A 12,539-nucleotide genomic window follows, 5' to 3' on the forward strand; every position below is an offset into this window, starting at 1 on the left:
CGGTTACAGAGAGCTCATGCTATAGAACCTCAAGCTTAGTTGAGGTCAATAGCACCGATGAAAAAAGACAATGGCAGTGATTTCAAGCGCGAGCTGACCGTCGGCGAGGTCGCCGAACGCAGCGGCATCGCCGTCTCGACGCTGCACTTCTACGAGACCAAGGGACTGATCCGCAGCAACCGCAGCCGCGGCAACCAGCGGCGCTATCCGCGCGCGGTGCTGAGACGTGTCGCCGTCATCAAGGTCGCGCAGCGCACCGGGATCCCGCTTGCGGAAATTCAATCCGCCCTGTCGGTGCTTCCCGACGAACGGCCGTTGACCGTGGAGGACTGGAGCCGGCTTTCGGAGACCTGGCGCCAGCAACTCGACGATCGCATCGCCAAGCTGACGTCGCTGCGCGATCAATTGACCGGCTGCATCGGCTGCGGCTGCCTTTCGATGCGCGACTGCCCTTTGCGCAATCCCTATGACGTGCTTGGCTCCGAAGGTGCTGGGCCGCGCCTGATGGATCCTTTCGAAAACATCGATGATGGGGAAGGCACGCTCGCTTGAGCGATGGTAGAACTTGTCCGCCCATCCCGGCCTTGGCGAGACTATTGCAAAGCTTCGCGGAAGGGATCGCCTTGAACCGGAATACAATCGCTCAGTCAGCGCTCGGCAGGCGCCGCATCGTAAATTCGATCTCGTCGCCCTCGAGTTGGCGCCAGCTCTCGACTTCCGTCCAATAGGCCGCCTTCGGCCAGGCCTCGAACCATTCGCGCGCCTTGGCCCGGGCCGCACTCCTTTCGAGGCGGAAGGTCTCACGCACGAACAGACTGTCGCCCCGTGCCGGGTGCTCCCGGCGGTGCCGGGCGATCTGGCGCCGCAAGCCATCGAGCGGCGGTCCTGGGGGTATCTTCGCCATGGCCGTACCTCTGATCATAAAGATAGGATGGGGCGCGCGCCTTGGCCAGTCCGACAGCCTTGCCAGACATCACCGGGACCAAAATCGCCCGGGGCACTCCGTTGCGGTAGACTGTCACGGAGACAGAGCTGCCGTTGCCATTCCGCCGAAAATATGGACTGTGGCGACGGCGACAGAATCGGCGGCTCCCTCTGCGGGATGCCGAAAGTTGGAACCTGGATCCCCATGGAAAGACCGCAATTGCCGCAGGAACTGCCTGCCGACATCGAAGACAAGAAGGCGGAGGCGAAGGCCTGGTTCGAGAGCCTGCGCGATTCGATCTGCGCCGCATTCGAGACGATCGAGGACGATCTGACCGGGCCGCTGTCGGATCGCCCGCCCGGCCGCTTCGTCGGCAAGGACTGGCTGCGCGAGGAAGGCGCCGGCGGCGGCGGCCGCATGTCGATGATGGAGGGCCGCGTCTTCGAAAAGGTCGGCGTCCATACGTCGACGGTTTTCGGCGAGTTTTCCCCCGAGTTCCGCAACCAGATCCCCGGCGCAAGCGACGATCCGCGCTTCTGGGCGTCCGGCATTTCGCTGATCGCCCATCCGGTCAATCCCAACGTGCCCGCCGTGCATATGAATACGCGGATGGTCGTGACCACGAGCAACTGGTTCGGCGGCGGCGCGGACCTAACCCCCGTTCTCGACCGCCGGCGTCTCATGTCCGATCCAGACACCGCGGTCTTCCACCGGGCGATGGAGATCACCTGCAACCGGCATCCGGTCGCCGATCATGCGAAGTTCAAGGAATGGTGCGACGAGTATTTCTTCCTCAAGCACCGGAACGAGCCGCGCGGCACCGGCGGCATTTTCTACGACTGGCTGCACTCGCCCGAGGATATGGGTGGATGGCAGGCCGATTTCGCCTTCACCCGCGACGTCGGCAAGGCATTCGCCATCGTCTATCCGAAGATCGTCAGGACGAATTTCAACACGCCGTGGACCGAGGCTGACCGCGACGAGCAGCTCGTGCGTCGCGGCCGCTATGTAGAATTCAACCTTCTCTATGACCGCGGCACCATCTTCGGCCTCAAGACCGGCGGCAATGTCGAGTCGATCCTCTCGTCCCTGCCCCCCGTCGTGCGCTGGCCCTGACTAAGTCTCCGGCTCAGCGAAAACGCGAACAAATGTCAGCTTGCGGCGTTTTCTCTGGAACGAGGGAGTGTCGTCGCATGGTATTCAAGAAGCGCACATTTTTCGGCCAGGAGCCCGAGAGAGAAACCCCTGAACATCCGGCCGAACTGGAGCGCCAGGTTGCACACTGGCTCGCCGTCGCGCCCGGGCTCGATGCGGCCGACGTCACGGTGACCTGTAGCGGCAACACGGTCCTGCTCGGCGGCACCGTCGCCACGGAAGCCGAAGTTGTCCGAGCCGCGGAAGCGGCGAGCTCCGTGTCAGGCGTCGCCGAAGTGATCAATCGTATCGGGATCTCGAAGGTCGGCAGAGGCTGACTGAGGCGTCAGACCGTCACGCAATTCTCGTGAGTTGTGTCTGGGCCACCTTTGCCCCTCATCTGCCTGGCGGCGTCTTCTCCCCGTCACGACGGGGAGAAGAGAACCAGCCGCAACGTCGGCAATTCACTCAGCGGCGTGGGAGAGATTGATGGCTCGGCAGCGACATTCGCTCTTCTCCCCGCTCGCGGGGAGAAGATGCCGGCAGGCAGATGAGGGGCAAACACGGCGGCCCCATGATGGCCAAGATCAAATCGACCGGAGCGTCCAGCTGACGATATCCGCTGCCACCTGAGCGAAGGCGGCATCGAGGGCTGCGACAAAGGCCGGATTGCCCGCACCCTGGACCGGCGCGACGGCACGGAAAGCCTGCTGCCTGCGGACCGTACCGTTGCGATCATCCAATATTTTGGCGAAAATTTCGACGACCGCCGTATCCGGACCATCCGTTGATATCTCGAAGGCACGGAGTTCGGTGACAAGCTGATAGTCGATGGCCAGTCCCTGGCCCGGCTTTCCGACGCCGCGAACCCGGCCGGTGTTGTCGAAAGTCTGGACAAGCCGATCCTGGACGAGGCGCGGCAGGCTGTCGCCCCATTGGGCTTGCGCAAGAAATTGAAGTTCCGATTTCGACAGCCGGACGACGATCTGGTCGCTGCCAAGCGTCTTCAGGGCCGTCGGCTCCGGCACCAGTATCTGGCGGTTCGTCGCGGCCGGCCGCTCGACGACCGGCGTCGATGCCAGGCTGAACGTGTCATTGGCGGCCTGGCGCGTCCCACAGCCCGCCAGCAGCGCCGTCAATGAAAGAACCATGGCAAACCGGGCCGCCCCCGCTGCACGCCACGATACCAGACCCGGAAAACCCATACGCAAATTATCCCCAAACAACGCGCTGTCCGGCGCCCAGCCCCCACGCAACCAGCCCGCGACCGATGATCAGCGAATCACCGCCGCGTGCGGCCATCATATTGCTTAACCGTCTCACCGCCGAATAGCAGGCGCTGTGGATTTCGATCGAAATTGGAAATCGTACTCTGCAGGCTTTGCACCGTTCGCCGCGTTTCCGTGACAAGCGTCTCCACGTCCCGCAGGCCCGAATTGGAGAAGCGCTTCAGGTTGTCGGCAATGGGACCGATCTGTGCGTTGAGGTTGTCGGCCATGCGGCGGAACGATTCGAGCGTCGAGCGTGCCTCGGCCGACAGCGACGGTGCATTCGCATCGCCGAGGAAGCCGTCGACCTTTACCAGAATGCTGTCGACCCGGTTCGATGCCGCGTTCAGCTTGTTCGACATCTCCGTGAAATCGGTGATCGTCTGGTCGATGTCCTCCTGGCGGGCGGATATCTTGTTGGCGAATTCGGACACCTGGGCGGCGACCTTGCGCGCATCGGCGCTCGCTGCGGAAATGTCGTTGACGACCAGCCCGACTTTCTGCGTATCGACGGCGGCCACCAGCGCATCGACACGCTTCAATGTCTCCTGCGCGTTCTTGCCGAATTGGTCATAGGTGTCGACGGTGCGCCTGAACCCGGCAATTGCCTCCGAGACCCCGCCGGACGCCGCCTTGAGATCGTTGCTGACGTCTTCGACATTGCTGACGATCGTGTCGATCTTCTTCGGATCGACCGACTTGATCAGCCGGTCGGCGCTTGCCAGCGTGTCATCGAGCTTCTTCGACGCCGCACTGACGGATCCCGACAACTCCTGAACGCTCTTCAGGAACTGATCGATCGCGTCGGAATTGTCCGCAAGCGCCTTGGAGAAGCGTTGCGCATTGCCGATTGTCGCGGTCAGCGGGCCGCGAACTTCCGTGACGAAGCCCTGAATGTCGCCGATGGCGCTGTTCGCCCGATCAAGGATCTGGTCGGCGGTCGCAAGGAGGCTGGTGACGCTCGATTGGTCGGCAAGGATGCGCGCCTGCGTGCCGTTTTCGAGTGCGCTCTTGAGGATGTTCTCGTCACCCTTTCGCCCGCCGCTGAGCTCGATATAGGCCGCGCCCGTCAGGCCCTGGATTTCCAGCGTCGCCTTTGTCGACTTCAGCACCGGCGCATCGGCCGATACCTCGGTGATGGCGATCGAGTAGCGCGGATCGTTGGCGTCGATCGCAAGGCTGCGCACGCTGCCGACATTGATGCCGTTGAACCGTACCGGTGAGCCGACCGACAGGCCGTTGGCAGAGCCCGGAATGTTGACGACGAGTTCGACCATCTCGCCGCTTCGGCCATATTGCGACATCCAATAGACGAAGCCGAATGCGGCGGCGATCACGAACACCGTGAAAAAGCCGACAATGGCATAGTTCGCTTTAGTTTCCATCGGCCCCGACTACCTCTGCGGCCTCGCCGCCATTTCATCCTGCTTCGACACAGCGTGCGTCGTCTCTTTTATCACCTTTGCCGGATCAGTCGTGCTCGCGCACGATCGCCCTCGCCCGCTTGCCGCGGAAATAGGACTTCACCCACGGCTCGTCGCAGGCAAGCATGTCCTCGATCGTTCCCTCGACCAGGACGCGTTTCTGACCAAGCACGGCAATCCGGTCGCAAACCGAGAACAGGCTGTCCAGATCGTGAGTCACCATATACACGGTCAATCCCAGCGTGTCCCGCAGCTTGGCGATCAACTCGTCGAACTCCGCCGCGCCGATCGGATCGAGGCCGGAGGTCGGCTCGTCGAGGAAGACGAGATCCGGATCGAGCGCCAAAGCCCTTGCAAGCGCGGCACGCTTGATCATACCGCCGGAAAGCTCCGAAGGGTATTTTTCGGCCGCTTCCGGCGCCAGGCCCACCAGTTCGATCTTCAGGCGCGCGAGTTCATCCATCAGATCTTGCGGCAGATCGAGATATTCCCGCATCGGCACCTGGATGTTCTCCCGCACCGTCAGCGCGGAAAACAGCGCGCCATGCTGGAAGAGAACGCCAAGCCGCATGTCGAGCGCGATGCGTTCCTCATCGCTTACCTTGTCGTATTCCGCGCCGAGGATCTCGATCGTGCCGGAGCGCTTCGGCAGCAGCCGCAGGACCGTGCGCATCAGGACCGACTTGCCGGTGCCGGAAGCGCCGACGAAGCCGAGGATTTCGCCGCGCAGCACATCGAGATTGAGTTTGTCGAGAACGATGTTGTCGCCGAAACCGACCGTCAGGTCGCGAACGGAAAGGATGGTCTCGCGCCTCGCCGCCTGTTCCGGTTGCTTTTCCATGACCGCCTGAACCATCTTTCCGCCCGCCTCAGAAATCGATCGCCGCGTAGAACATCGCGAACAATCCGTCGATGAGGATGACGACGAAGATCGATTTGACGACCGACGATGTCACGCGCCGGCCGAGCGATTCCGCGCTGCCGCCGACCTTCAGGCCCTCGACCGCCGCAACGACCCCGATGATGAGCGCCATGAACGGCGCCTTGATCATGCCGGCCGCCACCGAGGAGAAATCGACGGCCTCCTGCAATCGGGCGACGAAAGTCGCGACGGTGATGCCCGAATAGGTCCAGGCGACGAGCGCCGCCCCGACGAGGGCGGCGAAGTTCGCGATGATCGTCAAAAGCGGCAGCGCGATCGTCAGTGCCACAAGGCGCGGAAAGACGAGCACGCCGACCGGGCTCAAGCCCATGACCTTCAGCGCGTCGACCTCCTCGCGCATCTTCATCGAGCCGATCTCGGCCGTGATTGCGCTGCCCGAGCGGCCGGCAATCATGATCGCCGTCAACAGCACGCCGATTTCGCGCAGTTGCAGGATACCGACGAGGTCGACGACGAAGATCTCCGCCCCGAAGGACCGGAGCTGAAAGGCCCCCTGCTGCGCGATGATGGCGCCGATCAGGAACGACATCAGCGTGATGATGGGGGTGGCCATCACACCCATGCGGTCGATCTGGTGGACGATCGCGGCAGGCGACACGCCGGCGTGACGCCCGAGCTTCATCTGCGCGCCGCGGACGGCCGAGCCGAGGATATACATGGCGGCAACCGTATCGGTCCAAATCGACACCGTCACTTCACCGATCGGCGCAAACAGCCGCTGGAAAAGCGGGTCCTTGCGCTTCGAGCGCTCCGGCTGCCGCAATTCTCCCGGCAGCGCGCGCACGAGTTCGACATAGCGATCGCCGCCATGGGCGAAGTGAATCTCGCCTCCGGCTTCGCTGCCGATCCCGTTCATGAAGCGCCGGATAATCCAGGCGCCGGCCGTGTCCATCGCCGTGATCCCGGAAAAATCGAACTCATTCCGGCCGCCGCCCGGCTTTCCCAGCCGCTTGAGCTTGGCGGCCATGGCCTCTGCGGTCTGATGCCGCCAGTCGCCACTGAACATGTAACGTCGGTCGGTCCCCCCGTCCGCCCCGGCGAGGACGACATCGGCAGCGTTCTGGGAGGGCGCGCGCGTCACGTGATCTTGGTCTTTCGTTCACTCTTCGGTAATCTCTTAAACCAGATTCGATCCCAGGACAAAATCACCCAGAAATTCAAAGTCGTACGGCAGGCTTTGTGCGACCGAAAAGACACAGCGTACGGGGACGACCGTGGTGAGCGGCAAGCCTGCGGCGGCTGTGGGAGAACAACATGCCGATTTCGCTTGCAGCCGCCGTCGATCACTTCCCGATTGCCGTCACCTTCACCATCTCCCGCGGCTCGAAGACGACGGCGAGCGTCGTCACCTGCACGATCAGCGACGGGACGGCATCGGGCCAGGGCGAATGCGTCCCCTATGCTCGCTACGGCGAATCGGTCGAATCGGTGCTGGGCGAAATCGAAGCCGTTCGACCGCTGATCGAAGCCGGCATGACGCGGCCGGAATTGCAGCAGGCGATGAAACCGGGAGCGGCCCGCAACGCGGTCGATTGCGCGCTCTGGGATCTAGAGGCAAAGCGGGCGAATAAATCGGCCGCCACGCTTGCCGGGATAGCCGATCCGGTCGCCTTGACGACGGCCTTTACGATCTCGCTCTCAGAACCTGAAGAGATGATGGCGCAGGCCGCGAAATACGCCCATCGCGCCCTGCTGAAGGTCAAGGTCGGGACGGCGGACGACACATCCCGGATCCGCGCCGTGCGGAAAGGCGCACCGGCAAGCCACATCATCCTCGATGCCAATGAGGGCTGGACACCGGAAAACCTCGCCTTCCACTTTGCCGCCTGCGCCGAAGCCGGCATCGCGCTGATCGAACAACCTCTGCCGGCGGGGCGTGACGAGGCGTTGGCGCATGTGGCCCGCTCCGTTCCCGTCTGCGCGGATGAAAGCGTGCACGCGACCGCCGACCTCAAGGCGCTCGTCGGGCGCTACGATGCGGTGAACATCAAGCTCGACAAGACCGGCGGGCTGACCGAAGCGCTGCGCATGCGCGACGAGGCCCGCGCCCTCGGCCTGAAGGTCATGGTCGGCTGCATGGTCGGCAGTTCGCTTGCCATGGCCCCGGCGATGCTCGTCGCGCAGGGAGCCGATTTCGTCGATCTCGACGGCGCGCTGCTGCTTGCGGAAGACCGCAGCCCGGGCCTGCGCTACGAGGCCTCGCTCGTCTTTCCACCCGAGCCGAGCCTATGGGGCTGAAGGTACCATCCGGCAAAGGCGAAGCAGCACCCGGTTAGTGCCACGACCGACATCGAATAGAAGCCGGCGACGCCAAACCAGGCGTAGAAATAGCCGGACACAAACGTGAAGATCGCCGTGAAGATGCCCGTGTAGAAGAAATAGAGGCCCTGGGCGGAGGCTTCCTGCTCCTCGGCGACGCGTTCGACCAGCTTGTGCTGCATGCCGGTATGCATGATCGCATAGGTAAAGGCGTGGAAGCACTGGAGGACGAAATAGCCCGAAAAGCCTAAATCCATCGGGAAGATCAGCCAGCGCACCACCGCCAGCAGACAGCCGGAAAAAATCATCGTCCAGACGCTGAAGCGCCTGACGATTGCCTTGGCGAAGAAGAACATCAGTACTTCCGCTGCCACGCCGGCGCTCCACAGGGCGCCGATCTGCGTGCCGCTGTAGCCGATCTGCTGCCAGTAGATGGCCGAGAACGCGAACAACATCGCGTGGCTGCTGTTGACCAGCGTGACGCCGATCAGAAGCAGTTGCAGATCGGTCTGCCGCAGCGATCGTGGCGGCGGTTCGGTGATCGCCGTGATCGGCGATGGCCGACGCGGACGGCCGATGCGCGGCGCTGCGAAGGCCATCACGACGGTCAAGCCGAAACCGGCCGCCATGGCCGGCAGCACCATTGCTCCGCCGATGAGGCCGATCATCCAGCCGCCGAGCATCGTCGCGCCGATAAAGGCGATCGACCCCCAGACGCGCATCAGCGCGTAGTCGAAACCCCAGCGACGCACGCCCGACAGCGCAAGCGCCTCGACGATCGGCAGGTAAGGCGAATAGGCGGCCGATTGCAGCGCATAGATCACCAGCACCGGCCAGAAGTCCTTCGCGAAGAAGAGGACGAATGCCAAGGCAAGTGAAAGACAGCCCGACCAGATCAACACGATCGTGCGCTCGCCGAGGCGGTCCGCCAGCACGCCTGCCACGGGCGCCGTGATGACGCGGATGAACATCGGTACGGCGAGCACCACGCCGATCTCGAAATCGCTCATCGACAAGCTGCTGAGCCACACCGGAAAATACGGCATGGCGAATCCGTTGACGATCAGCGGCGCGCAGAAGAGCAGCGCGATGCGGAGCGCGAAGTGACGCGGCGGAGGCCCCAGAAGCGGGGGCGCTGGTGCGGGAATCATGGGAGGACCTAATGGCTGTGCGCCTGCTCTAGCACGACTGGCCGCCGGCCCTCCAGCCGCTAGTTTTAGCCACTTGGAGCAAGAATCGCGATTTCAGGCCGCCTGCGGCGCAGAAAGGCTCGCCGGCAACTCATCCGCAGAGGTCTCCACTGCTGCCATGCCGCCGCGCAGGCTATGCCAGGTGATCAGTTCCATCCTGCCGTCGAAGTGCTCGGCGATCGCCGTGCAACTCTCGACCCAATCGCCCGTGTTGATGTAGCGGATTTCGTCAATGTCCTCGATCACTGCATGGTGGATATGGCCGCAGATCACGCCCTGGGCGTGATGTCGGCGGGCTTCGTCCGCCACGACTTTCTGGAACTCGCCGATGAAATTCACCGCATGTTTGACCTGCAGCTTCGCCCAGGACGAAAACGACCAATAGGGCATGCCGAGGCGGCGGCGGATCGCGGCAAGCCCGATATTGATGGCGATTGCGGTGTCGTAGGCCCAATCGCCGAGATAGGCGAGCACCCGCGCATTGCGTACGACGACATCGAACTCGTCGCCGTGCAGGACAAGGTAGTTGCGCCCGTCGGCACCCTGATGCATATGGCGCTGCGCAACTTCGATGCCGCCGAAATGCACGCCCGGGAAATCCCGCATGAACTCGTCGTGGTTACCGGGAATGTAGATGATCCGCGTACCTTTGCGGGCCTTGCGCAGCAGCTTCTGGACGACGTCGTTGCAGTTTTGCGGCCAGTACCAGCTGCGCTTCAGCCGCCAGCCGTCGACGATATCGCCGACGAGGATGACCGTCTCCGCCTCGTGATGGCGCAGGAAGTCGAGCAGGTAGTCCGTCTTGGCCGCCTTCGAGCCCAGATGAACGTCGGAAATGAACAGCGTCCGCAATTTCCGAACCGGATTCTGTTGAGACCCCGATGCCGCTGTCATGCGATCCTCGCCTTCCTTGACCTTTCTGCCGTCCCGTCAAAACCAGACTCGTGTTTCAGGAAGATGACACCGGCATTCAACGAGCTGCTGTCGGACGTAGGAAAAGCGATGTCGTGAAACTGTACGCGGGCCGGAAATCATGCCAAAAGGCCCCGATATAGAAAGAGGGATGTACAGGCATGACCACGGGCGACAAAGCGAAACCTCAATCGACTCCGGCAAGCGGAGACATCGACCAGCAGGCACTTTTCTTCCACCGCTACCCTCGCCCCGGCAAGCTCGAGATCCAGCCCACCAAGCCGCTCGGCAACCAGCGCGACCTGGCGCTGGCCTACTCGCCCGGCGTCGCCGCGCCCTGCCTCGCCATCAAGGATGACCCGGAGAGCGCCGCCGATTTCACCGCGCGTTCGAACCTCGTCGCCGTGGTCTCGAACGGCACGGCCGTCCTCGGCCTCGGCAATATCGGCCCGCTTGCCTCCAAGCCGGTGATGGAAGGAAAGGCCGTTCTCTTCAAGAAGTTCGCCGGCATCGACGTTTTCGATATCGAGATCGATGCTCCGACAGTCGAACGCATGGTCGACGTGGTTTCCGCCCTCGAACCGACCTTCGGCGGCATCAATCTCGAGGACATCAAGGCGCCGGAGTGCTTTGAAGTCGAGCGGCAGCTGCGCGAGAAGATGGAGATCCCGGTCTTCCACGACGACCAGCATGGAACGGCGATCATCGTCGCCGCCGCCGTCCTGAACGGCCTGGAACTGGCCGGCAAGGACATCACCAAGGCAAAGATCGTCGCCTCCGGTGCCGGCGCCGCAGCGCTGGCCTGCCTCAACCTTCTCGTCACCCTCGGCGCCAAGCGCGAAAATATCTGGGTCCACGATCTCGAGGGCCTCGTCTACAAGGGCCGCGAAGTCCTGATGGACGAGTGGAAGGCCGTCTACGCACAGGACAGTGCCAATCGCGTGCTTGCCGACAGCATCGGCGGCGCCGACGTATTCCTTGGGCTTTCGGCTGCAGGAGTCCTCAAGCCCGAGCTGCTCGCCCAGATGGCCGAGAAGCCGCTGATCATGGCACTCGCCAACCCGACTCCGGAAATCATGCCGGAAGTCGCTCGCGCCGCGCGGCCGGATGCGATGATCTGCACCGGCCGTTCGGACTTCCCGAACCAGGTCAACAACGTTCTCTGCTTCCCGCACATCTTCCGCGGCGCACTCGATTGCGGCGCTCGCACCATCAACGAAGAAATGAAGATGGCGGCGGTACGGGCGATTGCCGGCCTGGCACGCGAGGAACCGTCGGATGTCGCAGCCCGTGCCTATTCAGGGGAAACGCCGGTCTTCGGACCCGACTACCTCATCCCCTCGCCTTTCGACCAACGGTTGATCCTGCGCATCGCCCCAGCCGTTGCCAAGGCCGCCGCCGAAAGCGGCGTCGCCACCCGTCCGATCCAGGATTTCGACGCCTATCTCGACAAGCTCAACCGTTTCGTCTTCCGCTCCGGCTTCATCATGAAACCGGTCTTCGCGGCCGCCAAGAACGCCCCCAAGAACCGCGTCATCTTCGCCGAAGGAGAAGACGAGCGCGTGCTGCGTGCCGCCCAGGTGCTCCTCGAGGAAGGCACGGCAAAGCCGATCCTGATCGGCCGTCCACAGATCATCGAAACCCGCCTGCGCCGTTATGGCCTGAGAATCCGTCCCGATGTCGACTTCGAGGTGGTCAATCCGGAAGGCGATCCGCGTTATCGCGACTATGTCGACGAATACTTCGCCCTGGTCGGTCGCCTCGGCGTGATCCCGGAAGCCGCCCGCACGATCGTGCGCACGAACACGACCGTGATCGGCGCGCTGGCGGTCAAGCGCGGTGAAGCGGACGCTTTGATCTGCGGCGTCGAGGGGCGCTACAGCCGGCACCTGCGCGACGTTTCGCAGATCATCGGCAAGAAGCCGGGCGTGCTCGATTTCTCGGCGCTCAGCCTGTTGATCTCGCAGCGCGGCGCGACATTCTTCACCGACACCTATGTGAGCTACAACCCGAGCGCCGAAGAGATCGCTCAGACGACAGTGATGGCGGCGGGCGAAATTCGCCGCTTCGGTATCACGCCGCACGCTGCTCTCGTTTCACATTCGAACTTCGGATCGCGCGAATCCGAAAGTGCCGCCAAGATGCGCGCCGCGCTCAAGCTCGTCCGCGAACTCGCGCCCGATCTCGAGGTCGATGGCGAGATGCATGGCGACGCGGCGATCTCCGAGACGCTGCGCGAGCGGGTGATGCCGAACAGCACGCTGAAGGGCGAAGCCAACCTGCTCGTCTTCCCCAATCTCGATGCCGCCAACATCACGCTCGGCGTGGTCAAGACGATGACCGATAGCCTCCATGTCGGGCCGATCCTGCTGGGTTCGGCGTTGCCGGCGCATATCCTGTCGCCGTCAGTCACGTCCCGCGGTGTCGTCAACATGGCCGCTCTTGCAGTCGTCGAGGCAAGCCATCCCGCTTGAGGGATGGCTT

Annotated in this window: 12 protein-coding genes; 5 read left to right on the forward strand and 7 right to left on the reverse strand. The window is 63.1% G+C overall.

Annotation, left to right across the window (positions count from 1 at the left end; all coding sequences use genetic code 11):
• The first annotated feature begins 57 nt into the window (after positions 1 to 57).
• Complete coding sequence (gene soxR, locus NGR_RS19635; protein ID WP_012708212.1) at positions 58 to 552, forward strand: redox-sensitive transcriptional activator SoxR; 495 nt, start codon at positions 58 to 60, stop codon at positions 550 to 552.
• A gap of 91 nt (positions 553 to 643) precedes the next feature.
• Here the strand turns inward: soxR and NGR_RS19640 are convergent, their stop codons facing one another.
• Complete coding sequence (locus NGR_RS19640) at positions 644 to 904, reverse strand: hypothetical protein (protein ID WP_164924344.1); 261 nt, start codon at positions 902 to 904, stop codon at positions 644 to 646.
• Between the two features lie 225 nt (positions 905 to 1,129).
• Here NGR_RS19640 and hemF point away from each other — a divergent pair, with 225 nt between their 5' ends.
• Complete coding sequence (hemF, locus tag NGR_RS19645) at positions 1,130 to 2,041, forward strand: oxygen-dependent coproporphyrinogen oxidase (RefSeq protein ID WP_164924345.1); 912 nt, start codon at positions 1,130 to 1,132, stop codon at positions 2,039 to 2,041.
• Between the two features lie 77 nt (positions 2,042 to 2,118).
• Positions 2,119 to 2,397 (forward strand): BON domain-containing protein, encoded by a 279-nt coding sequence (locus tag NGR_RS19650; protein WP_012708214.1) that lies wholly within the window; start codon positions 2,119 to 2,121, stop codon positions 2,395 to 2,397.
• 249 nt (positions 2,398 to 2,646) lie between these two features.
• Here the strand turns inward: NGR_RS19650 and NGR_RS19655 are convergent, their stop codons facing one another.
• The 4 genes from NGR_RS19655 to NGR_RS19670 form a co-directional block, all read right to left on the reverse strand.
• The gene (locus NGR_RS19655; protein ID WP_012708215.1) at positions 2,647 to 3,264 is read right to left on the reverse strand and encodes an ABC-type transport auxiliary lipoprotein family protein; all 618 of its coding nucleotides are present in this window, start codon (positions 3,262 to 3,264) and stop codon (positions 2,647 to 2,649) included.
• A 77-nt stretch (positions 3,265 to 3,341) separates the two neighbouring features.
• The gene (locus NGR_RS19660) at positions 3,342 to 4,712 is read right to left on the reverse strand and encodes an MlaD family protein (protein WP_012708216.1); all 1,371 of its coding nucleotides are present in this window, start codon (positions 4,710 to 4,712) and stop codon (positions 3,342 to 3,344) included.
• A gap of 85 nt (positions 4,713 to 4,797) precedes the next feature.
• Entirely contained in the window at positions 4,798 to 5,607 is an 810-nt protein-coding gene (locus NGR_RS19665; protein WP_012708217.1) for an ABC transporter ATP-binding protein, read from the reverse strand.
• Positions 5,608 to 5,620: 13 nt separating this feature from the next.
• Positions 5,621 to 6,775, reverse strand: a complete 1,155-nt coding sequence (locus NGR_RS19670; RefSeq protein WP_164924346.1) for an ABC transporter permease — start codon at positions 6,773 to 6,775, stop codon at positions 5,621 to 5,623.
• A gap of 173 nt (positions 6,776 to 6,948) precedes the next feature.
• Between NGR_RS19670 and dgcA the strand changes: the two genes are divergently transcribed.
• The gene (gene dgcA / locus NGR_RS19675; protein ID WP_012708219.1) at positions 6,949 to 7,932 is read left to right on the forward strand and encodes an N-acetyl-D-Glu racemase DgcA; all 984 of its coding nucleotides are present in this window, start codon (positions 6,949 to 6,951) and stop codon (positions 7,930 to 7,932) included.
• On the opposite strand, the gene NGR_RS19680 is transcribed toward dgcA, so the two are convergent.
• A complete protein-coding gene (locus tag NGR_RS19680; RefSeq protein ID WP_012708220.1) occupies positions 7,884 to 9,104 on the reverse strand; it encodes an MFS transporter in 1,221 nt (406 codons plus the stop codon). The genes dgcA and NGR_RS19680 overlap by 49 nt on opposite strands.
• A 93-nt stretch (positions 9,105 to 9,197) precedes the next feature.
• Positions 9,198 to 10,037 (reverse strand): UDP-2,3-diacylglucosamine diphosphatase, encoded by an 840-nt coding sequence (locus NGR_RS19685; protein ID WP_012708221.1) that lies wholly within the window; start codon positions 10,035 to 10,037, stop codon positions 9,198 to 9,200.
• A 179-nt stretch (positions 10,038 to 10,216) separates the two neighbouring features.
• Between NGR_RS19685 and NGR_RS19690 the strand changes: the two genes are divergently transcribed.
• Entirely contained in the window at positions 10,217 to 12,529 is a 2,313-nt protein-coding gene (locus NGR_RS19690) for an NADP-dependent malic enzyme (protein ID WP_012708222.1), read from the forward strand.
• The last annotated feature ends 10 nt before the right edge of the window (positions 12,530 to 12,539 follow it).

The organism is Sinorhizobium fredii NGR234, from assembly GCF_000018545.1.
Classification (GTDB): Bacteria; Pseudomonadota; Alphaproteobacteria; order Rhizobiales; family Rhizobiaceae; genus Sinorhizobium; species Sinorhizobium fredii_A.